This window comes from Nitratireductor indicus C115, assembly GCF_000300515.1.
GTDB classification, from domain to species: Bacteria; Pseudomonadota; Alphaproteobacteria; order Rhizobiales; family Rhizobiaceae; genus Nitratireductor; species Nitratireductor indicus.
Genome location: NZ_AMSI01000023.1, coordinates 1 through 24,608, shown reverse-complemented (window position 1 = coordinate 24,608; position 24,608 = coordinate 1). Strand labels below are relative to the sequence as shown.

Below are 24,608 nucleotides of genomic sequence, written 5' to 3'. Positions count from 1 at the left end.
AAACTATCCAGTACACCCGATAAGACGCGCCCCGAAGGGCGCGCCTCCTTGCATTTGAACGATTGATCCAGTTTCCGGATCAATTCGCGCCACCGTGGCCGCCACCACCGCCGTGGCCTCCGCCGCCACCTTGGCCGCCGCCGCCACCATGACCGCCGCCGCCACCTTGGCCACCGCCGCCACCATGACCGCCGCCACCACCTTGGCCACCGCCGCCACCATGACCGCCGCCACCACCTTGGCCACCGCCGCCACCATGACCGCCGCCACCACCTTGGCCACCGCCGCCACCATGACCGCCGCCACCACCTTGGCCACCGCCGCCACCATGACCGCCGCCACCACCTTGGCCACCGCCGCCACCATGACCGCCGCCACCACCTTGGCCACCGCCGCCACCATGACCGCCGCCACCACCTTGGCCACCGCCGCCACCATGACCGCCGCCACCACCTTGGCCACCGCCGCCACCATGACCGCCGCCACCACCTTGGCCACCGCCGCCACCATGACCGCCGCCACCACCGTGACCTTCACCACCGCCGTGGCCGCCGCCGCCACCGTGGCCGCCACCACCATGGCCACCGCCACCACCATGGCCACCGCCACCGCCGTGGCCGCCGCCACCACCGTGGCCGCCACCACCATGGCCACCGCCGTGACCGTGACCGCCGCCGTGGCCACCACCGCCACTACCGCCGCCGCCGCCTCCTCCATTGTTATTCGGGCCGAACGACGGACTATCACCGTCGCCACCGTCCGGATCGTTCACCAGAGATGTTGATGCCCGTACATTGCAGATGGTGAGAGCGCGCCAATATTGACGCCGGAATTGTTGCAACGCGTCCAATGTTCCCTTCGCCAGTGCAGCCTGACAGGCATCTTCCGCCCGTTGCCGCCATTCCGGTGTCGTAAATATTTGGCTGTGCGAAGGTAATGTAAATCCAAATATAGCAACGCCTGCCAGCGCGGCTATAGTTTTTCTCTTCAAAATTTTCATCTATTTACAAGGCCAGTTCCAGGCCAAGCCTCCCTATATGACCGTCTCAAGAATTCAGAGGAAAATTCCGTCGAATATTTCCCCGCCATGGGACTTCCCCATGGCGCCAACATGTTCCTTGGAATTTTCTTGATCTTGCGGATAAGAGAGAATTAACCATTAACTACATAATGATCATTGACGGCCATCAACCGATCGTTTCTTTCAACCTCAGCAACGCCTCGACATCGCAGCATCCTCGCCGCAAATGGCGCGCATTGTGGACTTCAACATTCGGTGATGGAAACGCGCATCGCGAAATGTCTGTGGTATCATGGCCTTCGCAAACACTCGGGAGGTCTGATCATGACCGAAGGTTGGTTTTCCAAACCCGTACCGATTGCCGAGGATATTACGGGCGATATTCATTACGTATCGAATGCCAAACAGGCCATTGAATTGCTCGAAAGCCATTGGCGGCAGACCGGCAGCGACAAGCATCGGAATGCGTTGATCATTTGCCGGCGCGCAATGGACGGACGAGCGACAGGTGAAGCGGCAATGCTGGCTTTCCTCGACGCTGCTCTGGAAGCCCGCGTGCTCTCGAACTAGGATCAGCACCAAGTGCCCTTATGATCTGGAGGCGCGTCGCCCGTCGTGGTTTGCCGCGAAATTTTCGGGTGGCCGTTTTCATGGCAGGAAACAAAGCTGCGTACTGAGCCATTGATTTTTTGAATTCCAGGCTGCGATAATCGTGTTTTCCAAGGCTTCGTTTTCAAGCCTGCAGCCTCAGGATCTTATCCCCATGACATCCGGTCGAACCACCCTGGTGCAACCGGGCAATTCAGATGGGCGATACACATCCTCGTGAAGCCTGGAGAGTGCATTGAGCGACAAAGAATTTCCCTTCACATGCGAGAAGCAACCGGCCTCAGGGGCCCTCAGCGTCGTGGTCACGAATTCGCCCATGGGCACGGCAGCCGGCAACGAAATGCTGGCGGCAGGCGGGAATGCGATAGACGCCGCAGTGGCGGCGTTGCTGACCCTGACCGTCGTCGAGCCGATGATGGTCGGTATTGCCGGTGGCGGCGTTTCGCATATCCGCCTGGCGGATGGGCGGCACGTCGTGATCGACGCTTTGTCGAGCGCGGGCGCGGCGATGCACCCCACCATGTTCGCGCCCGTCTCCGATATGCCCGGTCAATATATGGACACCGTCGACCGGCGCAATCTTGTCGGCCCGTCAGCCGTCGCGGTGCCCGGCAACCTGCGCGGCTGGTGCCTGATGCAGGAGAAATACGGCAAGCTGCCCTTTGCCGATGTGGTCGAGCCCGCGATCCGCGCGGCCGCCCGCGGCTTCACCGTCAGCCATTACCTGAACGGCGCCATTCGCGAACACCAGGCCGACCTTGCGGCGGATCCCGAAATTGCGCGATTGATGCTGCCGGGCGGCAATCCTGCCGAACCCGGTAGCCGCATGGAAATGGGGGCCTATGCGGAAAGCCTTCGGCTGGTGCAGGTGGAAGGGGCCGCCGCGCTTCACGGCGGCGCGCTCGGAGAGGCTCTTGTCGAAAGGCTGCAGACGGGCGGACCGGAGGCGGGCGTTCTGACGCTTGACGATCTCGTTTCCTATCGCGCCATGGAACGCGAAGCCATCTTTGGAACCTATCGCGGTCACACCATAGCTGGCCCTCCCCCTCCGGCCTCGTCGGGCGTGCATGTGGTGGAGATGCTGAACATACTTGAGAATTTCGACGTCGCGCGGATGGGCTTCGGCAGTGTGCAATCGCTCGCCCTTCTTGCCGAGACGATACGCATTGCATTCGAGGACCGGCGCGCTGCCTCCGGCGACCCGGAGTTCATAGAAGTTCCCGTCGAACGCTACACTTCGAAGGAATATGCCCGCGCATGCCTCGAACGGATGAACCAAACGGCCGTCTCCGGGCACGCCCCTTATGAAAGCCGGGACACGACGCATGTCACGGTCGCTGACCGGGACGGCAATGTGGTGGCCGCGACGCACACGATCAACGGTCTGTTCGGCGCCCGTATCATGGTGCCCGGCACGGGCATCATTCCCAACAATTACATGCTCAATTACGACCCCAGGCCGGGCAAGGCCATGTCCATCGCTCCGGGAAAACGCGTGCCAACCTCGATGGCGCCGATGATCGTGCTGAAGGATGGTAAGCCCGCCTTCGCGCTCGGACTGCCCGGCGGCGTGCGCATCTTCCCCTCCGCCATGCAGGCCATCGTCAACCTGATCGATCACGGCATGGATATCCAACAGGCGGTGGAGGCGCCGCGCCTGTGGACCGAAGGACACCATATCGAGCTCGAACCCGCCTATGCGCCCATGGAAGCAGCACTTGCGGCGCGGGGTTACGAAGTCCGCCTCGTCAAGACGGTGGGCGGCGGCATGAACGCCATCGCCTTTTGCGAAGATGGCATGAAGACCGGCGCCGCCTGCTGGCGCGCGGACGGCACAGTGATGGCGCAGAGCGGCGGGCTTGCCCGCCCCGGCGTCCGCTTCCATATCTAGCGCGTATTATAGTCAGACAGGCTTACCCGACGTCTGCATGAACACAAAAACAAGGAGATAGAACGGTACGGCGTTTCGGTGAAGCGGTGGACCGATCTACGGCAGAGGCACGATGACACGATTGGTGATGCTCGACCCTTCCAGCCCCGACCGGCTGGAGCGTATCCGCCCCTTCCTGCCCGAGGGGTGGGACATTTCAACCGCCGCCTCACGCACTCCGCAGGACCAGATCGCAGCGCTGACCGGGGCCTCCTTCGGGATTACGGGCGATGTGAGCGTGACGGCGCAAATGATGGCGACGGAAGGCCTGCGCGCCATCCATAAATGGGGTGTGGGCTACGACAATATCGACCTGGAAGCCGCCAGGAAACATGGGGTGCGCGTGATGCGCACCACTGGCTCGAACGCTGTGGCCGTGGCCGAAACCACGCTCGGCCTCATCCTTGCCCTCAACCGCAACATCGTGCGCGGACATGTCGGCATTCTGGACGGAAAATGGCTCAAGGGCGACTTATCGCCCAGCTCGATGCGCCTTTCGGGCAAGACGGTGGGCATTGTCGGCATGGGCTATATCGGCAAGGCGTTGGTCCGGCTTCTTGGCGGGTTCGGCTGCACCATCCTCTACACCAAGCGTAGCCCGCTCGATTCCGCGGAGGAGGCCGAACTCGGCATTCGCTTCGTATCGCTGCAAGACCTCCTGCGCACCTCCGACGTCGTGACGCTCAATTGCGAGCTCAACGCATCGACACGCAACATGATCAATCGCGAAACGCTCGCGCTGATGAAGGCGGACGCCATCCTCGTCAATGCCGCTCGTGGCGGCGTCATGGTGGAGGAGGATGTTGCCGAGGCCGTTCGCGAGGGACGCTTGCGCGGTGCCGGGGTCGACGTCTTCGCAACGGAACCCGTGCCGGCGGACAACCCGCTGATAGGGCTCGACCGGGTCATCGTCACGCCCCATGTGGGGGCCATCTCTTCGGACGCCTTCGTTCCCTCCATCACCCGGATGATCGGCAATCTGAAGGCCGTTCTGGACGGCGAGGAACCGCTGGAGATCGACGTTCTGGTTTAGAACGAAGCGCCGCTCGCACAGGAGAAACCGAAACTCAGTTCTGGCCAGATCCTCAAGCAACCGGGAGGGCTGCATCAAATGCGGCGCTTCCCAGTTGCGGATCAAGCACGTGGTCCTTCGCCAGTTGCCTGGCCACGCGCCGCGTCGTGTCGATGAAATCGCGCACGAGCGGCGAACCATCTCCATTCGGCCAGGCGACCACCAGATCGATAGCGCGCGGCAATTCCGGGATCGGTCGAAATTCCAGATAGGGAGAACGGATATTGGCGATCCACGACGGCATGATCGCCACTCCGAGCCCGGAGGCGACCTGGGTCGCGACCGACATGGTGTGCGTGCATTCCCGAACGACACGCGCCTGCAGACCCGCTTTCCGCAAAGCGGTCATCATGATGGTGACGTAGTTCGCCCCGAGGATCGGCGCATATCCGATCAGCGCTTCCCCCATGAAGTCGCTCAACGCGATCTCATCCTTCTGCGCCAGCCTGTGGCCGCGCGGCAAGGCAGCGATGAAACCCTCGCTCAAAATCGTTTCGACCTGCATGAATGCCGCACGCTCGGTCGAACGGATGAAAGCCACGTTGATTTCGCCCGTCTCCAGCGTCCGCAGCTGCTCGCCCGTTCCGAGTTGAATGACGTCGACAATGACAGCCGGCCGTAACTTGCGAAACTCCGCCAGGATCGGCGGAAGGACATGCGTGAGGGCGACATTGACGCCGGCAACGCTCAGACGTCCGGTCGTCTCGCTCGACATGGCCCGCGTATGCGCCACCGCCCGGTCGGCAGCGTCGAGAATCTCGCGCGCATGAAGCATCAGCGTCTGGCCAGCCGACGTCAGGCGCGTGCGCCTGGTCGTGCGGTGAAACAGAGAGACCCCAAGCCGGTCTTCCATGAGCCGTATCTGCTGGCTGAGCGGCGCCTGGGCGATGCCTAGCCGCTCCGCCGCCTTTCCGAAATGAAGCTCCTCCGCAAGGCACAGGAAGTAGCGCAAATGGCGAAGATCGACACCGTTATTCATATGAAAAACATATCAAATAATCGGTGATTTGCCAATTGATCTAAAAAAATTGTCATGCTTCGTTTTCGTTCCGACGGTGCTTAGCGGATGCGTTTCTGACACGATATGACTCGGTTCTGGCTGATCAAATTTCTGCGTACGGTCCTGACGCTCTGGCTCGTCGTCACCTTCACATTCATCGTGCTGCGGACGTCCGGCGACCCGGTGGTGGCGCTGCTGGGCGGCGATGCGATGCCCGATGAGATCGAGCAGTTCCGCCAGCAATGGGGCCTCGACCAACCGCTTTTCGTTCAATATCTGCAATATGTCGCCCAGATGGCGACCGGACAGTTCGGCGATTCGCTGCGCGACCACAGACCGGTGATCGATATCATCTTCGAGCGCGTTCCAGCCACGCTGAGCCTCGGCCTTGCCGCCTATCTGATGGCCGCACTGATCGGCATTCCGGCAGGCATCCTGGCTGCCCTGCGCAGGGGCAGCTTCATCGACCGGGCCATCATGGCATTCGCCGTGTTCGGCTTCGCGTTGCCGAACTTCTTCCTCGGCATCCTGATGATCCTGTTCTTTTCGCTGATCCTGCAGGTTCTGCCCTCATCGGGAACGGGCACGATCTGGCATTTCATCATGCCGGCGATCACGCTCGGCACCTTCACCGCCGGCACCTTGGCCCGCTTCACCCGCTCGGCAATGCTCGAGGTTCTGGAGAAGCCCTATATGCGCGCCGCCGCCGCAAAGGGGGTGCCCGCCATCAAGCGCATTCTCTTCCACGCCCTTCCCAATGCCGCGATCCCCATCGTCACCATTATCGGCCTCAATCTCGGACAGCTCATCGCGGGCGCTATCGTGGTGGAAACAGTCTTTGCCTGGCCCGGGGTCGGACGACTGCTGGTGACCGCGGTCTCGCAGCGCGACCTCGCGCTGGTACAGGGGCTGGTTCTGGTGATCGCGACCACGATGGTGCTTGCCAACCTCATCGTCGACCTGACCTATGGTCTCCTCGATCCGCGCATCCGCAAGGGGGCATGATGAAGAGCCGTCCATCCATCATCGTCATTCTTGCAGCGCTGGTTCTGGTGGCGGTGCTGATCGTCGCGCTCCTGGGCAATGTCTTCACAGGACATGCGGTGACGAGCCAGGATCTGCTCAACCGGCTCAAGCCTCCAGCTTTCCTCGGCGGACCGGAAAAATATCCGCTCGGCACCGACCGCATCGGGCGCGACATGGTGGCCCGGCTGGTCGCGGGCTTGCAGATGTCGCTTTCGGTCGCGCTGGCCGGCACACTCATCGGCGCCGTCTTCGGCACGCTGATCGGGTTTATCGCCGCTCATTTCCGCGGCTGGGTGGAAGAGACGCTCATGATGATCGTCGACTTCCAGGCATCCCTGCCCTTCATCCTCATAGCGCTGACGCTTCTCGCCTTCTTCGGCAATTCGATGACGCTGTTCGTCATCCTGATGGGGCTGTTCGGCTGGGAGACCTATGCGCGGCTTGCGCGCGGCGTGGTCTTGTCCGCATCCTCGCAGCCTTATGCGCGGGCGGTGGTGGCCCTCGGCGCACATCCCCTGCAACTCTACGTCAAGCACATCCTGCCGAATGTCGCGGCAGCGCTCATCGTGCAGGTGACGCTGACCTTCCCGCAGATCATTCTTCTGGAAACCTCGCTGTCGTTTCTCGGACTGGGCATCCAGCCGCCGAACACCAGCCTTGGCCAGATCCTTGGCGATGGGCGCGACTATCTCTCCACCGCCTGGTGGATTTCCGTTTGGCCGGGCGTGCTCATCTTCGTGATTACACTCTCGATGTCGATCCTGGGGGATGCGCTCCGCGACCGGCTCGACCCGATGCTCAAGACCAGAAAAAGCTGAACCCACTCTCGAAAGGAAGGAATCAGGCAGATGATTACCAGACGGACTTTCGGAAAATACTCGCTCGGCGCAGGGCTTTACGCGCTTGCTTCACCGACCACGCGGGCGTTCGCACAGAACCGCCCCACCATCACCGTGGCGGTGGACAATCTGTGGGCCAACATCAACACGATCAACGGCATCTCCACCACCACGCGCCGCTTCTTTCCCAATATCTACTCGCATCTGGTCGAGCGCGACTATATCGGCGACAAGGAAGGCCTGATCCTGAAACCCGGCCTCGCCACCGAATGGACGCAGAACGGCAAGGTGTGGACGCTGAAACTGCGCGAAGGCGTTAAGTTCCACAACGGCGAGACGATGACGGCCGAGGACGTAGCCTTCACGCTCGGGCCCGAGCGTCTATGGGGCGAGAAACCTTTCGAGCCGCGCGGCAAGACCTTCACGGCAGGCTTCGTGCGCGTCGAGGCCATCGACGACCTGACGCTTGAGATCGAAACGGAGCGCGAAGACCCGCATATTCCGGGCAAGCTCACCGGCTATATCGGTTTCGTCGTTCCCAAAAAGCACTATCTCGATGTCGGCGTCGATGCGTTCGGCCAAGCGCCCATCGGCACCGGCCCGTACCGTGTCACCACCTTCCGCTCGGGCGAGGTGCTGGAGATGGAAGCCTTCGACGATTACTGGGAAGGCCCCCCGCCTGCCGAAAAGGTGATCTGGAAGATCGTGCCGGAATTCGCCGGCCGTATGGCCGGCCTCGTTTCGGGCGAGTTCGATTTCATCGCCAATATCCCGACCGATCAGGAAGCCCAGCTCGCAAGCTATGACAACGTCACGCTTGCCCGAGCGCTCGCGGGCAATTATCCGGCTTTCGCGTTCAACACCCGGCCCGATCCGGAAGACAACCCGCTGGTGGACGTGAACCTGCGCAAGGGCATGGTTCAGGCAATCGATATGGATTCGATCGTGCAGGCCCTGTTCGGCGACACGACCTTCCATCCGGCGGTGCCGTTCAACTTCCCCGAATACGGCAAGTTCTACGATCCGGACATGAAGAACCCGCTGCCTTACGATCCGGCGGCGGCCCGCGCCCTGATCGAGAAGTCGCGTTACAAGGGAGAGACGCTGCGCTGGCACATCACGCGCTCCTTCTATCCCAATTACGAGGCGGCGGCCGAGATCATGGTGGAGATGTGGCGCCAGGTCGGCGTCAATGTGCAGGCGGTCATTCTGGACAATTTCCAGCTCGTCTACACGCGGCCCTACCACATGATGAACATGTCGATGTCGACAGACTTCATTCCCGGAGATCCCTATCAGCCGCTGTGGCTCGACTGGGGCCCGACCTCCAGCCGCGCCACCGCGCACTGGAAGACCTGGGACCCGACGCCCGAATATCTCGCTGCCGGCAAGGTCTTCGAGGAGGCGACCGATTTCGAAAGCAGGCGCGCGGCCTATCTCAAGCTTTCGCAGGCATGGCAGGACGTTACGCCCGGCTACTACCTGTGGAAGAGCGTCTACAACTGGGCGCACCGCTCCGACATCGAGTTCGTGCCGCGTCCGGATGGCGAGATGCGGATGTTCGGCGATTACATGGCCCTCTGATCGCGGAAAGGCGAGAGTTGAAACACGCCCTGAAAGACATGACGGTCGCGGAGTTCCGCGACCGTCTTTCCCCCGAAACGGTCATCCTCCTGCCCTTCGGCAGCCAGGAGGAGCAAGGCCCGCATGCGCCCATGGGCGATTATGCGATTGCCGATGCGGTCGCGGTGAAATCGGCAGAGCTTTCGGGTGCCATCGCGGCCCCCTGCCTGCCCTTCGGCTATGCGGAGTTCTTCCGGGGTTTTCCCGGAGGGATCCAGCTTCGCGCCCCCACCTTCACTGCGTTGGTCGAAGACATGCTGGTGTCGTTTCTCGACCATGGCATCGAACGCCTGATCGTTCTCAACGGCCATACGACAAATACCACCCTGATCGACCAGGTGCAGCGCAAGCTGCGGCGCGAACGCGGCGTGGCGGTGGCTTCCATCGACCTGTGGCGTTCCATTCCCGCTGAGTTGTGGAACGAACTTTACGGCACAGAGGCTGCGAATGCGCGGGGCCATGGCGCGGACCCTCTGACCTCTCTCGGTCTTTATCTCTATCCCGACAAGATGCGGACCGATCTGATGCGTCCTTCGGCCCCTAGCCCGGCCTTCGGCCTGCCCGGGTCCTCGACGGCGGGAGTGCGCTTCGAGGGCATGCAGGTCAACCTGCCGCTCAATGCGGATGAGGTGAACGCCGACGGAATGCTCGGGGGAAATGCCGGACTGGCCTCCGCCGAGGCCGGGCGGCGCATCTTCGAGCACGTCACCGGTACTGTCGCACGTTTCGTCGAGCATATGCGTCTTTGCGATCCACGCCGGCCCTTTGCGGCTGAAGCACCCGGAGCAAGGGGATGACAGCGCCCCTGCTGGATATCCGCAATCTCTTCGTTCCGCTGCCTGCCGGCGCGGACCGCGCCTATGCGGTGGAGGATCTCTCCTTCTCACTGGCGAAGGGAGAGATACTCTGCATCGTCGGGGAAACCGGCTCGGGCAAATCGCTGACGGCCATGGCCACGATGGGGCTCCTGCCCCCAAACCTGCCGCGCGCCAGCGGGCAGGTTTCGTTCGAGGGCACGGACCTTTTGACGTTGCCCGCATCGACACGCCGGAAAATGGCCGGCAGCCGGCTGGCCATGATCTTCCAGGAGCCGATTGCCGCCCTGAACCCCATCTATACCGTCGGCAAGCAAGTTTCCGAGACCTTCAAGCTGCACACCGACCTGCGCCCTGACGCCATCAAGGCCCGCGTCATCGACCTGTTTCGCGAGGTGCGGCTGCCCAATCCCGAGGAGATCTTCAACGCCTATCCGCACCAGCTGTCCGGCGGCCAGTGCCAGCGGGTGATGATTGCCTCAGCACTTGCGCTCGATCCTTCGTTGCTGATCGCGGACGAACCGACGACCGCGCTCGATGTCACCACGCAGGCGCAGATTCTCAAGCTGATGCTCGACCTGCGCGAAAAGCACGGAACCGGCATCCTGTTCATCACCCATGATTTCGGCGTCGTTGCCGAAATCGCCGACCGGGTGGCCGTCATGCGGCAGGGTCGGCTGGTGGAGATCGGCCCCGCAGCAGAGGTTCTGGCGCATCCCAAAGCCGAATACACTCAAAAACTCCTCGCCGCCGTGCCGAAGCTGGAGCCGCGCCACGCTCGCTCAGGTCTCACAGAGACGGTTCTGAAAGCGAGCGGCGTTGCCAAGCTTTTCACCAGCCGGACGGTTCTGGGAACCACCCGTGAGGTGCGGGCCGTGGACAATGTCGACCTGACGATCAGGCGCGGCGAAACAGTCGGGCTGGTGGGTGAAAGCGGGTCGGGCAAATCGACATTGGCGCAATGCGTCATCCGTCTGGTGGAGCCGGACCAGGGCGATCTGGTGATTTCCGGCGAGACATTTTCCGGCTTGCAGGGAGCTGCGTTGCGCGCCGCGCGCCAGCGGGTGCAGATCGTCTTCCAGGACCCTTACACCGCACTCGACCCACGGCAGACGGCGGGAAACGCTATTGCCGAAGGCCCGATCATCCACGGCCTGTCGCGCGCGAAAGCCAAGGAACGGGCGCTCGATCTTCTTGAAGCCGTCGGTCTCGACCGGTCGGCGGCGGCACGTTTTCCGCATGAATTTTCCGGTGGCCAGCGCCAGCGCATCTGCATCGCCAGAGCACTGGCGGTGGAGCCTCAGCTGCTGATCGCCGACGAGAGCGTGTCGGCGCTCGACGTTTCGGTTCAGGCACAGATTCTCGACCTTCTGGCGGAAATGCAGGAGCGGCTTCAGTTCGGCCTGCTTTTCATCACCCATGACCTGCGGGTGGCTTCGCGCATCTGCGACCGCATCGCGGTGATGCGCCAGGGCCGCATCGTGGAACAGGAAGAGCCAGCCGAACTTTTTGCCCATCCCCGCGAAAACTATACGCGCGAGCTTCTTGCGGCGGTGCCGGGAAGCGGCAGGCTGATTTCCCCCGCGAGCCGCACCGGCAATGCGGGATCATGAAGGAGCTTCCATGAAGAAATATCATATCGGCGCCGAACCCTCCCGCATCGACGCTTCCCTCATCGAGGGTTTCGGCGCAGTGGAAGTGGCCACGATCGGGCATTTCCGGCATCGCGGTTTTGTCAGCCACCGGCTGCGCCCCATCGCCCCGATCCATGGCACTCTGGTTGGAACCGCCGTGACAGTCGCCATTCCGGGGACGGATTCGACACTTCTGCACCATGCGATCTCGGCGATCAGGCCAGGTGACGTCCTGGTGATCGACCGGCTTGGCGATACCCGCCATGCCTGCCTTGGCGGCGGCGTGGCCTTCGCCGCGAAGGTGGCAGGTGCAATAGCGGTCGTGCTCGACGGTCCCTGCACCGATGCGGAGGAAATCATCGAGGTCGGCCTGCCCGTTTTCTGCACCGGTATTTCAGGCATCACCACACGCCTTAACGACCTTGGTGGCAGTCTCAACAAGCCGGTGTCCTGCGGCAACGTGCCGGTGATGCCGGGCGATGTCGTGATGCTCGACAATTGCGGCGTTCTGGTTTTACCGCCGGACGAAGCACAGGAAGTGCTCGTCGAGGGCGCGCAACGTCAGGCCCGTGCGAACCGGAACCGGGGCCGCATCGAGGCCGGGGAAAAGCTTGGCGACCTTTCAGGCGCCAGCAAAATGGTCGCCGCCGCATTGGAGTAACCCGACGGCGACGCCGGAGAACGCTGTTTCCCCGCATGCGAGCAAGGGGCGAAAGCCCCTTGCAGGTTCATGTCAGTTCATGAATTTCGGCAGCCAGAGCACGATCTCCGGAAATGCCGTGATCATCGCAAGCAGCGCCATCAACAACAGGAAGAACGGAAAGGTGGCCTTTGCCACCGTCAGGATGTTCTCGCCTGTAACACTCTGCATCACGAACAGGTTGAAGCCTACGGGCGGTGTAATCTGCGCCGCCTCGATGAGGATCGTGATGAAGATGCCGAACCAGACCAGATCGACGCCTGCCGTCTGCACCATCGGCAACATCACAGAAGATGTCAGCACGATGATCGAGATGCCTTCGAGGAAACAGCCCAGAATGAGGATCAGTATCGCCAGGACGAAAAGCAACGCGTAGGGCGAGAGGTTGAGTCCATCCACCCAGGTTGCAAGTTCGCGAGGCAAATCCACGAAGGCGACGGCAATCGACAGACAGGCCGCACAGGCGATGATGAAGGAGATCATGCAGGAGGTGCGTACGGCCGCCATGACGCCCTGCATGAAGTTTGCCCGGTTCAGGGTTCCGCTGAGGGCAGACAGGATCAGCGCGCCGATGACACCGATCACCGCGGCCTCGGTCGGCGTTGCAAATCCACCGTAGATCGACCCGATCACCAATGCGATCAGGCCGACGGCCGGCAACAGGTTGCGCAGTCCTTCCAGCTTCGCGCGGAAATCCGGAGCCTTGTCACGCTTTGGCATTCTGTCGCGATTGAGAAGGCTCCAAAGGGACGTATAGCCCATGAACAGGACAATCAGCAGAATACCCGGAAGAACGCCGGCAATGAACAGGCGGCCGATCGATTGCTCCGCCGTCACGCCATAGACGATCATGATGATCGAGGGCGGAATGAGAAGGCCCAGAGTGCCCGATCCCGCCAGCGTTCCCACTGTCATGTTGGTGGGATAGTCGCGCTTGGAGAGTTCCGGAACCGTCATGCGGCCTATGGTAGCGCAGGTGACTGCAGATGAACCGGTGATCGCCGCCAGAACGCCACAGCCCAATATGTTCACGTGGAGCAGGCCGCCCGGCAGCCGCCCCACCAGCGGAGACAGGCCCTTGAACATGTTGGCGGAAAGGTTTGAGCGGAAGAGAATTTCTCCCATCCATACGAACAGCGGCAAAGATGTCAGGGCCCAGCCCCAGCTGCTGTCCCACAGGGTGGAAGCAATGAGCGAGCCGGTCGGCGCAGAGGTGAAAAGCCCCATCATCAGCATGCCGGCTGCCAGAAGCGTAACCGAAACCCAGACGCCTGCCGCCAAAAAGCCGAAAATCAGAATTGCCAGAACGATGGCGGATATGAAGGTCATGTCCATGAAGAAGCCTACTCCGCGTGGATGTCTTCAGGATGCACGTCGGCATCGTAGCTCGGCGCTCTCCCCAGAAGCACCTTCGCCAGATCGTCCAGGATCGCGATGGCGAAGAGCACCACACCTGCCGAAACGCCCGCCTGCGGTATCCAGAACGGCATGGCAAGAAGGCCGGGGCTGACATCGTGATAGCTGTAAGACTGGAATGTCAGGGCGATGATGTGCCAGGCGAGAAAGCAAATCGCCGCGCCGGCGACGATGCAATTGAATATCTCGAAAAGCCTCTTCGGCCCCGCCGGCAGATGATCGATCACGAGCGTGATCCGCACGTGCCCGCCATGGCGGAAGGTATGCGCAAGACCGAAGAAGGTCGCGGCGGCCAGGCAAAGCCCGGCCGCCTCCGTGGAGTCGACGGTAACCGACATGGCGCGGGCCACCACCTGGACGATGATCGTCACACCGATACCGATCAGGAATATTGCTGCCAGATAGCCAGCCGCCTCATAGAGGCTGTCCAAGACACGTCGGATCATGAGCCGATTCTCCTTTACCGGGATTGACGGATCAGTCGAGCGAAGCCTGATAAGCCTCGTAGACGGCCTTTTCCTCGTCGGAGGCGCGCGTCATCCAATCCTGCACCATCTCCTTGCCGATCTCGTCGATACGGTCGAGCACATCTTTCGGCGCTTCATTCAGCGCCATGCCGTGCTCCTTGAGAATATCCTCACGTTCCTTGCTGGCTTCCTTTGCCATCTCCCAACCGCGTGCCGTAGCAGCCTCGCCTTCCTCGATAACGATCTGGCGAACGTCCTCGGGCAACCCACGCAAAGCGCGTTCATTGACGATGACCGCGTTCTTGTTGTGCATCGTGCCGGTGTAGGTGAAGACCTTCAGATAATCCCAGACCTGAACGTCGGTGCCCGACTGCGCACTCGTCCAGAGAGCTTGGATCATACCGGTCGCGAATGCCTGCGGGACTTCGGCAAAGGGAAGGATAATCGCTTCCGTGCCGAGTTTTTCGCCCATGATCTGGGTCTGCTGGGAATAGATGCGCAGCTTGACGCCCTTCAGGTCGTCCAGCGATCCGATAGGTTCCTTGGTGAAGAACCCCTGCCCCGGCCATGCCACATATGTGATGACGCGCATGCCATTGCGGCCAAACCACTGGTCGTAATAGGGCTTCTGAGCCTCCATCAATTTCCAGGACTTGTCGAAGGTCGGCACGACACCAGGGATATTGTCCAGATTGAACATTTCCTGCTCATTGCCATAAACACCCATGCGGATTTCACCGATCTGCACCTGACCGGACTGAACGGCGCGCTTGATGTTGTCGAGCTTGATGAGGCTGTCGTTCGAACGCAGGTCGATCTTGAGCTCGCCCTTGGTACGTTCCTCAACCGCTTCGATGAATTTGCGGATGTTCTTCGTGAAAAAACTGCTCTCCGGATAGCCCGATGCCATCGTCCATTGGGTTGCCGCAAAAGCCGAGCCAGCGGAAGCGACCGTGACGGACGCCAGGGCCACAACGCGAAGTAGACGCTTCAGGGACATTCTTGTTCTCCATCTTTTGGTTTGTCTGGCGCCATCGAGCCGTTCTCGTTCAGCGCGCGGGCAATTGGCTTGCCTCTCGTTATGTCTGTAGACTGTCATATGTTGTCATATGTGTCAAAAGGCTAAAAGGCCGAAACTCGAAAAACGTACGTTTTTGATGATTCTTCTGCGGGTTTGAGCGTCGGCGGACAGACAAGCCACCACAAACAAAACAACGCCCTGCCGGTGCTTATACCCGCGGGATCAAGGGCAGCCCCTGCGACAACGACCGACCAGCCATGCTTGGACGGGGACCGCTATGCCGCCGACTGACGATAGCGTGTCAGGCTGCCGGAAAGATGCCTGCGCATCGCATCGCGCGCGCCGGCGGAATCCTTCTTCTCGATGGCATCCAGAATGGCGTGATGCTCTTCCTGAAGCTTGTCATGATACGCACCGGACTGCGCTCCGGAGCCTATGGCGTTGATCCGCAGCCGTGGAATGATCTGCGGCCCCAGAAAGGTCAGGAACTTCTCGAAATAGGGATTGTTCGTTGCCCGGGCGATGGCGAGATGAAAGTCGAAATCCATCGGCCCACTCTGGCCGTTGCCTTCGGCGCGGAGCTTTTCGAGGGCATTGGCGATCTGTTCGAGCTGCGCCTGGCTGCGGCGCTCCGCGGCCATGGCCGCGGCTTCAAGTTCCACACTCAGGCGCAATTCGAGAATATGCAGAATCTCCTGCACGGCATCGTCGGGAATGGGCGAAATCTCGAACGGCTGCAGCCGCGGTGCATCATCCACGAAAACACCAATGCCCTGGCGCGACTTCAGCACGCCATCCGCCCGCAGCGATGCCACCGCCTCGCGCACCACGGTGCGGCTGACGCCGAATTCCGCGCACAGATCGCTCTCGGAAGGAATGCGTTCGCCGGGAAGATAAACCTTGTCGTCGATCTTCTGCAGAATCTGCTTCTTGAGCTGCGATGAAAGGCTTTCCCGTCTCCCGAGCATCACGATTCCTTCTGGAGTGCTTTACATGTTGGGCATCATATAACAGACCACATACTCATACCAGCGCTTGCAGCCGCGTGAGACAGCTTCCATTCAGGCATCAACAAGCAGGATGGCTTCGACCTCGACAGTCATGTCGTGCGGCAGCGACCCTACCCCGACCGCGCTGCGTGCATGCCGCCCGGCCTCGCCCAGAACCGACAGGAAAAGCTCCGAACACCCGTCGATCACCTTCGGGTGCTCGCGATATCCGGGCACGGCATTCACCATGCCGAGCAGTTTCACCACAGCCTTTATGCGGGCAAGATCGCCGAGCTCCACATGGGCCGCCGCCAGCAATTGCAGACCGGCCGAGCGAGCATGCTCGTGCGCTTCCGCGGTCGAGACCGTTTCGCCCACACGACCCGACACCACCTTGCCATCGGCCCCGGCTCCGCCGCGACCCGAAAGGAACATGAGGCCTCCTGCAAGCCGGGCCGGCACATAGGCACCCGCAGCCTTGCGGACAGGAGGCAATTCCAGCCCCATGGCGGCTAGCCGGTCATATGGGCTCATCGACCACCCTCCAGTGCCAACACCGCTTCGGCAAGGCGCTTGCAGGCAGAGGTGAGAAGCGGCCGTGCAGCCGCGAAGGACAGGCGAATATAAGGCGACAGGCCGAACGCGGCTCCCGGAACAACCGCGATGCCAGCGGTCTCCAGAAGGAATTCAGCGATATCCGCATCGCTTTCAAGCGGTTTGTGCCCGGGAAGGCGCTTTCCGATCAAGCCCTTGCATTCCACGAAGGCGTAGAATGCTCCTTCAGGCTTGCGCAGTTTCAGGCCCGGAATGCCTGAAAGCCCCTCAATTACGAGATCGCGACGGGCCGTGTATTCGGCAGCCGCTTCCTGCACGAAATCCTGCGGACCAATGAGCGCAGCCACTGCCGCAGCCTGCGAAATGGAGCAGGGATTGGATGTGCTCTGCGACTGGATCTTGGCCATGACCTTGATGAGTTCCGTGGGGCCGGCCGCATAGCCGATCCGCCAGCCTGTCATCGCATAGGCCTTCGAGACCCCGTTTACGATTACGGTCCGCTCGCGCAGATCCGGGCAAGCAGACAGAAACGATGGCGCCTCTGCCCCGTCGTGACGGATGTGCTCATAAATCTCATCCGAGAGAACCAGAACCCGGGGATGACGCCGAAGCACCTCGCCCAACGCTTGAAGCTCGGCACTGGAGTAGGCAGCCCCGGACGGATTGCCCGGCGAATTGAGAAAGAGCCAGCGCGTCGCGGGCGTGATCGCCGCGTCAAGCTGCTGCGCCGTCAGCTTGAAGTCGGCCTCTATCGGGCATTCCACCAAACGCGGAATGCCGCCTACCAGGAGCGCCATGTCGGTGTAGGAGACCCAATAGGGCGCAGGAACCAGAACCTCATCGCCGGCTTCCAAGGTCGCCATCAGAGCGTTGAAGATGATCTGTTTTGCGCCGTTTCCGGCCGAAACCTGCTGGCGCGAGAATTCCAGCCCATTCTCGCGCCGGAACTTCTCGACGATCGCCTCCTTCAATTCGGGCGTTCCGTCAGCCGCAGTATAATGGGTCTGGCCGGAGCGCATGGCGTCGGCAGCCGCCTCGAGAATATGGGGCGGGGTGTCGAAGTCCGGTTCGCCGACGCTGAGGTCGATGATATCGGCCCCGCCGGCCCTCAACTCCCGCGCCCGGACGGAAACGGCCATGGCCGGCGAGAGCTTGATGCGCCTTGCACGCTCAGCCTCATAGTTCATCGCATTTTCTCCATCAATCCACGCCGAGCGCCGGTATCACTTGTCCAAGACGTAACCGAAAGCCCGGTCGCGCGCCGCCGCTTCCGGAGAGCGCTTTTCAGGCGTACCGAAGCCACCGCCACCGGGGAGGCTGAGCACGAGCCGCCGCTCGGGCGGGACGTGCTGTCGCCCCTTCGAAGCCAAACGCGTTCCGTCATCGAGCGTCACGGAGCCGGGCTCGCCATCGTAACCGCCGTCGCGGCCCCGCGCCGGATGGTCGATCCGGTCGAACATGGCATTGAAATGGAATTCATGCCCTTCGGCAGCTCCAATCTCGACGACCTGTCCGAGGCCACCGCGATACTGGCCTGCACCGCCGGACCCTTCCCGCAGTTCCTTGCGCCAGAAGATCACAGGACCGACATGCTCCGTTGCCTCGATGGACATGGAATGCACCCCGCTTGGGAAAGCCGTCGCACTGAGGCCGTCGAGGCTCGCGCGTGCTCCTGCCCCTCCGCTGTTGAACAAGAGCACTTCGGCCCTTCGCCCGCCATCGGCCGGAGCGCGATTGCCCTGCAGGGGCCGCGCGCTGACATGCAGGTTCCACAGGGCACCGGAGCCTTCCGCCGGTACGCGTCCCGGCAGCATCTTGTGCACGGCGCCAAGCACCGCGTCGGGAATGAAATGGCCCAGAACATGGCGTACCGCGACCGGCGCCGGACGCTTGGCATTGAGGATGCAGCCCTCCGGCGCTTCGAAGAGGAAAGGCGCCAGAGAACCATGATTGTTCGGAATATCGGGCGCCAGCGCACATTTGAGGCCGTAACAGGCATAAGCCTTGGAATAGATCATCGGCACGTTGATACCGAGCGGACTGGGGCCCGATGTGCCATCGAAATCCGCCAGGATATGATCGTCACGCACATCGATGCGAACCGCGATGTCGACCGGGCTTCCATAACCGTCGACCCGCATGACGTTATCGTAGGAACCTTTGGGAAGCGCTGCGATCCGCTCAAGCGTCGCATTGTAGCTGCGGTCGAACACGAAGTCGGCGAGTTCCTCCAGATCATCGAGGCCGAACTCCTCCATCATGTCCATGAGACGGCGGTGGCCGGTCTCGTTGCAGGCTGCCAGCGAGAAGATGTCGCCCACCACCTGATCGGCTTCGCGAACATTGTTGCGCAGGATGTTGACGAGGTCTCGGTTGACGTTGCCGCGCTCCACGAACTTCATGATCGGGATGAAGATGCCTTCCTCGTAGACCTCGTTGGCATCCGGGCCAAAGCCCCTGCCCCCGACATCCACGACATGGGCCGTGCAGGCGAAGAAACCGACCAGCGAACCGTTGCGGAAGGACGGCGTCACCATGGTGATATCGAGCAGGTGCCCGGTGCCCTTCCAGGGATCGTTGGTGATGTAGACATCGCCTTCGAAGATATTGTCGGGGCCGATATCGTTGATGAAATGTCCTACCGCCTCGGCCATCGCATTGACATGGCCTGGAGTGCCGGTGACGGCTTGGGCAATCATCTTGCCGCCGCGATTGAAGACGCCGGCGGACAGGTCGCCCGATTCACGAACGCTGGTGCTGAAGGCCGTGCGGATCAATGTGACGGCCTGTTCCTCGACGACCGAGATCAGACGGTTCCACATCACCTGCATGCGGACATCGGAGAGCGAATTTGCGGTCATGGCTTTTCTCCCTTCAGGCTTTCGACCGGACGAGCAGACATCCGTCCGCCTGGAAGATCGCTTCCTGTCCATCCGTGATGATCGTCGTGGTTTCGTTTTCGGTGATGACGGCGGGACCGGCAATGCAGTCGCCGGGCACCATCTCAGCGCGGGAGACGACGTTAGCGGTCACAAAGCCGGCGGTCTTCGCCTCGAACATGTTGCGCTTTTCGGCAGGAGCCAATTGACGCTTCGGTTCCATCCGGGCAACACGCGGAGCAGGATACGCCTCGGAGCTCGCACGCAGCGACCAGCTGACGATCTCGATATCGAGCTTGTCGATCAGGCGACCGAAGAGCTGTTCATAGACGTCTTCGAAACCCTTGCGAAAAACATCGACCTCACCCGTGGCATAGTCGCGAACCTCGACGGGCACCGGCACTTCCCAGCCCTGGCCAGCATAGCGCATATAGGCCGTGCATTCGAGCGTGGGCACGGAATCGGGTGCGCCGGAACGCACGAAGGATGTCGCCTCCTCGGTGAGCTCCTTGAGTACGGCGTTCACCTTGCCGGCATCGAAGGCGCTGAGACGCAGGAAAGCGCTTCTGACGGATTCAAAACCGAAGGGTGCACGCAGGAACCCGATGGCCGAGCCGACACCGGCACCTGGTGGAACCAGCAGTTCATCGATGCCCAGCTTTTCGCAAAGGCGCCCCGCATGGAGGGGCGCGGCACCACCGAACGCGATCATGGTGTAATCGGCCAGTTCCATCCCGTTCTCGACAGCGTGCATGCGCGCTGCATTGCTCATGTTCTCGTCGACCACCTCGCACAGGCCGAAGGCGGCCGTCGCGCCGTCGATGGCAAGCGGGCTTGCAAGATCGCGCTCGATCGCACCCGTTGCGGCATCGATGTCGAGGGTCATGGAACCGCCGGCGAAACCTTCCGCAGCAAGCTTGCCGAGCAGCAGATCCGCATCCGTGACCGTCGGGCTGTCGCCGCCGCGACCGTAGCAGGCCGGGCCCGGTTCCGAACCCGCACTATGGGGCCCCACCCGGATCTGGCGCATGGCGTCGACAGCGGCGATGGAACCACCGCCGGCACCGATCTCGACCATCTCGATCACGGGAATGGAGATGGGCATGCCGCTGCCCTTCTTGAAGCGATAGGTGCGCGCGACCTCGAAGGTCTTGGCTGTCTTGGGCACCTGATTGTCGATCAGGCAAATCTTGGCCGTCGTGCCGCCCATATCATAGGAAAGCACGCGCTCCAGACCGTGTTGTCTGGCGATGTGGGCAGCGAAGATGGCACCGCCCGCAGGACCGGATTCCAGCAGGCGAACCGGGAACTCAATGGCGCTCTCCACGCTGATGATACCGCCGCCGGAATGGATCATGAAAACCGGACAGGTCGTGCCTGCCGCCTGCAGGCTGTCCGTCAAGCGGCGCAGATAAGAGGCCATCAGCGGTTTCACATAGGCATTTGCGCAAACCGTGTTAAAGCGCTGGAACTCGCGCATCTGCGGGGAGACTTCGCTGGAGATGGAGACAAAGAGATCCGGCTTGCGCGCCAGAAGAGCATCCCGAACCCGGCGCTCATGCTCGCCATTGACATAGGAATGGATGAGACCGATGGCCACGCTTTCGAAGCCACCGCCGAGGACGGTATCGACCAGCGCTTCTAGTTCCGCGTCCTCGATTTCCTTCAACACCCGGCCATGAGCATCGATCCGCTCATCCAGAACGAAACGTTCGTTGCGTGGAACGAGCGGCGCAGGAAGGACGATATCGAGATCGTATTGTTCGAACCGGTTTTCGGTTCTCATCTCGATCACATCGCGGAACCCCTTTGTGGTGATGAAGGCGGTGCGTGCGCCGCGCCGCTCGATCAACGCATTGGTTGCAAGCGTGGTGCCGTGGATGATGGTGTCGATCTGCGACAGGTCCACGCCGGCGCGTTCCGCCACCAGCCGGACACCATCGACGATGCCCTGTTCGGGAGCCGAATAGTTGGTGAGCACCTTTGCCGAGTGCATGGCCTCGCCAATTTCCATGGCAACATCGGTAAAGGTTCCACCGATGTCGGCCCCCACCCTGATCTGCTTGCCGTCCTTCGTCATTTTCGCCGGGTCTCCCGCTTGCGTGTCTTCTTCACCGATCCAGTCGCGCTCGGCCTGCTTATAACTTGTATGACAACATACTGGAAAAGAATGTCAAGAGATATGATGTATGATTACCTCACTTTCGGAGTTCGCCACGTGCATCCTCCGGCAGCAGCGCTTCGGGCATGTTCTGATAACAGACGGGCCGCAGGAAGCGTCTGATTGCCAGCGTGCCTACGCTTGTCGCGCCAAAATTCGTCGAAGCGGGATACGGGCCGCCGTGAACCATGGCGTCGCAGACCTCGACGCCGGTCGGAAAACCGTTGACCAGCAAGCGGCCCGCCTTGCGCTCCAGAACAGGCATCAAGGCCTTAGCTTCCTCGATGTCTCCGGCCTCGATCTGAAGCGTACAGGTGAGCTGCCCCCGCAACCCTTCGGCAAGCGTTTTTCGTTCATCGGCGGAAGAAACAGTCACGATCAGCCCAAGCGGACCGAAAACCTCCTCGGCCAGACGCGGCTCCGCCAGGAAACGCCGTGCGTCCGTTCTCAAAAGCGCAGGCGCAGCCTGGCGGGCAGACGCCCCGCCAACCCGGCAGACGACATCGCCGCCATTTGCCGCCAGCATTTCAACGCCCGCCTGGAAGGAGGCCGCGATCTCCGGCGTGAGCATCGTCTGGGCCGAGATTTGCGAAAGCGCGATCACTACCTCGGAAATGAAAGCTTCGGCAGCCTCCCCATCTTGCAAGACCAGAAGCCCGGGATTCGTACAGAACTGGCCGACACCCATGATGAGCGACGCGGCCCAATCGCGCGCGATCCCTACGCCGCGAGTAGCGAGCGCATCATCGAGCACGAAAACCGGGTTGACCGATCCCAATTCCCCGAAAAAGGGAATGGGCTCTTCACGACGGGCGCAGAGATCGAAAAGCGCGCGGCCTCCGCCAAGACTGCCCGTAAAACCGACCGCACGGATCAACGGATGGGCGGCCAGCGCCTCGCCGGCAGATCGGCTTGCACTTTGCACCAGGCTGAACACACCGCCCGGCATGCCGCAGGCAACGCGCGCCTCCTCAATTGCTTCCGCCACGATCTCCCCGGTTCCCGGATGCGCCGGGTGCCCTTTCACGATCACAGGACAACCAGCTGCAAGCGCAGAGGCCGTATCGCCTCCGGCCGTCGAGAAGGCGAGCGGAAAGTTTGACGCGCCGAAGACCGCCACGGGACCTAGCGGACGCATGCAAAGGCGTAGTTCGGGACGCGGCGGCACCCTCTCGGGCAGTGCGGCATCCAGGCGCCGATCCAGATACTCCCCCTTCCTGATATGACTGGCAAATAGGCGCAGCTGTCCGCTCGTGCGGCCACGCTCTCCTTCCACACGAGCCTGAGGCAGGCCGGTTTCAGCCATCACCATGGGTGTCAGATCACCGGCCCTGGACTCGATGGCATCCGCAATGGCTTCCAGAAACTTCGCACGCGCCGCGCGCGTCGTCTGTCCATAAATGGCGAAAGCCTCTTCAGCCGCCTGCACCGCGCGATCCACCTCCGCAACCCCGCCGTCGGCAAAGGCATAGGACGGCCCGTGAGCCGGCCGGCTTTCGAAACGTGCGGTGCCGCTCCACCGCCGTCCCGCAATAAGATGATCGCCATGGGGGTGATACGTCATGTCGGGTGCTCCGTTGTGCCGGCTTCATTCAGTGCGTTCACAACTCAACATAAAATAAGACATCATACAACTGTTGACTTTCATCTGATAGCCGTTAGAAGCTGCGAAAAGAGATATTTCAATGAGGAGCGCATCCATGGACCCGATCACACTGAAGGAAAGACTGGCGTCGGGCCTGTTGTCATTCCCTGTGACGCATTTCGGCGCAGACGGCGCATTCAATGCCGAAAGCTATGCCAGGCATGTGGAATGGCTTTCCGGCTTCGAGGCAGCAGGCCTTTTCGCGGCGGGAGGCACCGGCGAATTCTTCTCCCTCGCCCCGCGTGAAATTCCCGGCATCGTGCGCACCGCGAAGGAAGCTGCCGGCAACACCCCCATCGTCGCAGGTTGTGGCTATGGCACGGCCCTTGCGACATCGATTGCCCGAGATGCCGAGGAGGCAGGCGCAGACGGCATTCTGCTGCTCCCGCACTATCTGATCGATGCGTCGCAGGAAGGGCTCTATGCCCATACCAAGGCCGTTTGCGATGCGGTTTCGATCGGCGTGATGATCTACAATCGGGACAATTCCATCTTCAGGCCCGACACTGTGGCGCGGCTTTGCGAAGCCTGCCCGAACCTCATCGGTTTCAAGGACGGCAGCGGAGAAATGGGGCTCGTGCGCCAGATTACCGCCACCATGGGCGACCGCCTTACCTACCTCGGCGGCATGCCGACGGCGGAACTCTTTGCGGAAGCCTATCTTGCAGCCGGCTTCACCACCTACTCCTCCGCTGTCTTCAATTTCGTGCCGGCAATGGGCGTCGAGTTCTACAAGGCCCTGCGTGGCGGCGACACGGCCACGTGCGAGGCCTTGCTGAAGCGCTTCTTCTTCCCCTTCATGAAGCTTCGCGACCGGGCGCCGGGCTATGCCGTTTCGCTGGTCAAAGCAGGGGTTCGACTGAAGGGCTTTGATGCCGGTCCGGTTCGCGCGCCTCTCACGGATCCGACAGCTGAAGAAGAGCGCATGCTTGCGGAGCTTATCTCCATCGCGGAAGCCTGAGCCTCCTCAACGAAATCCATCAGACTGCAAGGGGCCTGCCGGCTGAACCGGCAGGCCCCTTGTTCCGTTCGGCAGGGACTTTCCTTCACGCCACAAGACCCGATCTTACTGCACAAAGCCAACATCACGACATTGGCGTTGTCCCGCCTCTCGGATACTTTGTGTGCGGGATCGAATGCCGCAAACCTGGGAAAGGAATACGCGGATGAAAGAGCCGGTGCACCCATTTTCGCTGTGGCGGGAGA

Annotated in this window: 21 protein-coding genes; 10 read left to right on the top strand and 11 right to left on the bottom strand. The window is 61.5% G+C overall.

The annotated features are described in order from the left end of the window. Positions 1-3 precede the first annotated feature (3 nt). Positions 4-717: a hypothetical protein gene (locus tag NA8A_RS25330; protein WP_009452694.1), complete on the bottom strand. Its 714-nt coding sequence runs from the start codon at positions 715-717 to the stop codon at positions 4-6. Positions 718-1,345: 628 nt separating this feature from the next. Between NA8A_RS25330 and NA8A_RS22315 the strand changes: the two genes are divergently transcribed. The 3 genes from NA8A_RS22315 to NA8A_RS22305 all read left to right on the top strand — a co-directional run bounded on the left by NA8A_RS22315 (position 1,346) and on the right by NA8A_RS22305 (position 4,593). Next, entirely contained in the window at positions 1,346-1,591 is a 246-nt protein-coding gene (locus NA8A_RS22315; protein WP_040673374.1) for a DUF982 domain-containing protein, read from the top strand. Positions 1,592-1,865: 274 nt separating this feature from the next. Continuing rightward, a complete protein-coding gene (gene ggt / locus NA8A_RS22310) occupies positions 1,866-3,521 on the top strand; it encodes a gamma-glutamyltransferase (RefSeq protein WP_009452692.1) in 1,656 nt (551 codons plus the stop codon). A gap of 112 nt (positions 3,522-3,633) precedes the next feature. Further along, positions 3,634-4,593: a 2-hydroxyacid dehydrogenase gene (locus NA8A_RS22305; protein ID WP_143088146.1), complete on the top strand. Its 960-nt coding sequence runs from the start codon at positions 3,634-3,636 to the stop codon at positions 4,591-4,593. 52 nt (positions 4,594-4,645) lie between these two features. Here NA8A_RS22305 and NA8A_RS22300 read toward each other — a convergent pair whose 3' ends face one another. Next, positions 4,646-5,611 carry a LysR substrate-binding domain-containing protein gene (locus tag NA8A_RS22300; protein WP_009452690.1) on the bottom strand — a complete coding sequence of 322 codons (966 nt, stop codon included), beginning with the start codon at positions 5,609-5,611 and terminating at the stop codon, positions 4,646-4,648. A 105-nt stretch (positions 5,612-5,716) separates the two neighbouring features. Between NA8A_RS22300 and NA8A_RS22295 the strand changes: the two genes are divergently transcribed. Genes NA8A_RS22295 through NA8A_RS22270 form a run of 6 tightly spaced genes read left to right on the top strand, consistent with a single transcriptional unit; the run spans position 5,717 to position 12,230 of the window. Then, positions 5,717-6,637 (top strand): ABC transporter permease, encoded by a 921-nt coding sequence (locus NA8A_RS22295; protein WP_009452689.1) that lies wholly within the window; start codon positions 5,717-5,719, stop codon positions 6,635-6,637. Beyond that, positions 6,634-7,476, top strand: a complete 843-nt coding sequence (locus NA8A_RS22290; RefSeq protein ID WP_009452688.1) for an ABC transporter permease — start codon at positions 6,634-6,636, stop codon at positions 7,474-7,476. Before NA8A_RS22295 ends, NA8A_RS22290 begins: the two co-directional genes overlap by 4 nt. A 30-nt stretch (positions 7,477-7,506) precedes the next feature. Then, positions 7,507-9,081, top strand: coding sequence for an ABC transporter substrate-binding protein (locus NA8A_RS22285; protein WP_009452687.1), 1,575 nt, complete (start codon positions 7,507-7,509; stop codon positions 9,079-9,081). 17 nt (positions 9,082-9,098) lie between these two features. Then, positions 9,099-9,917: a creatininase family protein gene (locus NA8A_RS22280; RefSeq protein ID WP_240532845.1), complete on the top strand. Its 819-nt coding sequence runs from the start codon at positions 9,099-9,101 to the stop codon at positions 9,915-9,917. Continuing rightward, positions 9,914-11,548: an ABC transporter ATP-binding protein gene (locus NA8A_RS22275; protein ID WP_009452685.1), complete on the top strand. Its 1,635-nt coding sequence runs from the start codon at positions 9,914-9,916 to the stop codon at positions 11,546-11,548. Before NA8A_RS22280 ends, NA8A_RS22275 begins: the two co-directional genes overlap by 4 nt. A gap of 10 nt (positions 11,549-11,558) precedes the next feature. After that, entirely contained in the window at positions 11,559-12,230 is a 672-nt protein-coding gene (locus NA8A_RS22270) for an RraA family protein (RefSeq protein ID WP_009452684.1), read from the top strand. Between the two features lie 72 nt (positions 12,231-12,302). Here NA8A_RS22270 and NA8A_RS22265 read toward each other — a convergent pair whose 3' ends face one another. From NA8A_RS22265 to NA8A_RS22225, 9 genes are all read right to left on the bottom strand, one after another. Then, positions 12,303-13,604, bottom strand: coding sequence for a TRAP transporter large permease (locus NA8A_RS22265; protein ID WP_009452683.1), 1,302 nt, complete (start codon positions 13,602-13,604; stop codon positions 12,303-12,305). An 8-nt stretch (positions 13,605-13,612) separates the two neighbouring features. After that, the gene (locus NA8A_RS22260) at positions 13,613-14,131 is read right to left on the bottom strand and encodes a TRAP transporter small permease (protein ID WP_009452681.1); all 519 of its coding nucleotides are present in this window, start codon (positions 14,129-14,131) and stop codon (positions 13,613-13,615) included. A gap of 31 nt (positions 14,132-14,162) precedes the next feature. Beyond that, a complete protein-coding gene (locus NA8A_RS22255) occupies positions 14,163-15,152 on the bottom strand; it encodes a TRAP transporter substrate-binding protein (RefSeq protein ID WP_009452680.1) in 990 nt (329 codons plus the stop codon). A 296-nt stretch (positions 15,153-15,448) separates the two neighbouring features. Beyond that, on the bottom strand, positions 15,449-16,141 hold the full coding sequence (locus NA8A_RS22250; RefSeq protein ID WP_009452679.1) for a FadR/GntR family transcriptional regulator: 693 nt from the start codon (positions 16,139-16,141) through the stop codon (positions 15,449-15,451). Between the two features lie 93 nt (positions 16,142-16,234). After that, a complete protein-coding gene (locus tag NA8A_RS22245) occupies positions 16,235-16,696 on the bottom strand; it encodes a RidA family protein (protein ID WP_009452678.1) in 462 nt (153 codons plus the stop codon). After that, a complete protein-coding gene (locus tag NA8A_RS22240) occupies positions 16,693-17,904 on the bottom strand; it encodes a pyridoxal phosphate-dependent aminotransferase (RefSeq protein ID WP_009452677.1) in 1,212 nt (403 codons plus the stop codon). The genes NA8A_RS22245 and NA8A_RS22240 overlap by 4 nt, the downstream gene beginning before the upstream one ends. Before the next feature lie 36 nt (positions 17,905-17,940). Further along, positions 17,941-19,578 (bottom strand): hydantoinase B/oxoprolinase family protein, encoded by a 1,638-nt coding sequence (locus tag NA8A_RS22235; protein ID WP_009452676.1) that lies wholly within the window; start codon positions 19,576-19,578, stop codon positions 17,941-17,943. A 13-nt stretch (positions 19,579-19,591) separates the two neighbouring features. Then, a complete protein-coding gene (locus tag NA8A_RS22230) occupies positions 19,592-21,676 on the bottom strand; it encodes a hydantoinase/oxoprolinase family protein (protein ID WP_009452675.1) in 2,085 nt (694 codons plus the stop codon). A 118-nt stretch (positions 21,677-21,794) separates the two neighbouring features. Next, a complete protein-coding gene (locus NA8A_RS22225) occupies positions 21,795-23,321 on the bottom strand; it encodes an aldehyde dehydrogenase (NADP(+)) (protein ID WP_009452674.1) in 1,527 nt (508 codons plus the stop codon). A 136-nt stretch (positions 23,322-23,457) separates the two neighbouring features. Between NA8A_RS22225 and kdgD the strand changes: the two genes are divergently transcribed. Next, the gene (gene kdgD / locus NA8A_RS22220) at positions 23,458-24,363 is read left to right on the top strand and encodes a 5-dehydro-4-deoxyglucarate dehydratase (RefSeq protein ID WP_009452673.1); all 906 of its coding nucleotides are present in this window, start codon (positions 23,458-23,460) and stop codon (positions 24,361-24,363) included. The last annotated feature ends 245 nt before the right edge of the window (positions 24,364-24,608 follow it).

Coding starts and splice junctions, on each gene's coding strand:
- NA8A_RS25330 (WP_009452694.1), bottom strand. CDS start 717: ATGGAGGAGGCGGCGGCGGCGGTAGTGGCGGTGGTGGCCACGGCGGCG.
- NA8A_RS22315 (WP_040673374.1), top strand. CDS start 1,346: ATGACCGAAGGTTGGTTTTCCAAACCCGTACCGATTGCCGAGGATATT.
- NA8A_RS22305 (WP_143088146.1), top strand. CDS start 3,634: ATGACACGATTGGTGATGCTCGACCCTTCCAGCCCCGACCGGCTGGAG.
- NA8A_RS22300 (WP_009452690.1), bottom strand. CDS start 5,611: ATGAATAACGGTGTCGATCTTCGCCATTTGCGCTACTTCCTGTGCCTT.
- NA8A_RS22295 (WP_009452689.1), top strand. CDS start 5,717: ATGACTCGGTTCTGGCTGATCAAATTTCTGCGTACGGTCCTGACGCTC.
- NA8A_RS22290 (WP_009452688.1), top strand. CDS start 6,634: ATGATGAAGAGCCGTCCATCCATCATCGTCATTCTTGCAGCGCTGGTT.
- NA8A_RS22285 (WP_009452687.1), top strand. CDS start 7,507: ATGATTACCAGACGGACTTTCGGAAAATACTCGCTCGGCGCAGGGCTT.
- NA8A_RS22275 (WP_009452685.1), top strand. CDS start 9,914: ATGACAGCGCCCCTGCTGGATATCCGCAATCTCTTCGTTCCGCTGCCT.
- NA8A_RS22270 (WP_009452684.1), top strand. CDS start 11,559: ATGAAGAAATATCATATCGGCGCCGAACCCTCCCGCATCGACGCTTCC.
- NA8A_RS22265 (WP_009452683.1), bottom strand. CDS start 13,604: ATGGACATGACCTTCATATCCGCCATCGTTCTGGCAATTCTGATTTTC.
- NA8A_RS22260 (WP_009452681.1), bottom strand. CDS start 14,131: ATGATCCGACGTGTCTTGGACAGCCTCTATGAGGCGGCTGGCTATCTG.
- NA8A_RS22255 (WP_009452680.1), bottom strand. CDS start 15,152: ATGTCCCTGAAGCGTCTACTTCGCGTTGTGGCCCTGGCGTCCGTCACG.
- NA8A_RS22250 (WP_009452679.1), bottom strand. CDS start 16,141: ATGCTCGGGAGACGGGAAAGCCTTTCATCGCAGCTCAAGAAGCAGATT.
- NA8A_RS22245 (WP_009452678.1), bottom strand. CDS start 16,696: ATGAGCCCATATGACCGGCTAGCCGCCATGGGGCTGGAATTGCCTCCT.
- NA8A_RS22240 (WP_009452677.1), bottom strand. CDS start 17,904: ATGAACTATGAGGCTGAGCGTGCAAGGCGCATCAAGCTCTCGCCGGCC.
- NA8A_RS22235 (WP_009452676.1), bottom strand. CDS start 19,578: ATGACCGCAAATTCGCTCTCCGATGTCCGCATGCAGGTGATGTGGAAC.
- NA8A_RS22230 (WP_009452675.1), bottom strand. CDS start 21,676: ATGACGAAGGACGGCAAGCAGATCAGGGTGGGGGCCGACATCGGTGGA.
- NA8A_RS22225 (WP_009452674.1), bottom strand. CDS start 23,321: ATGACGTATCACCCCCATGGCGATCATCTTATTGCGGGACGGCGGTGG.
- kdgD (WP_009452673.1), top strand. CDS start 23,458: ATGGACCCGATCACACTGAAGGAAAGACTGGCGTCGGGCCTGTTGTCA.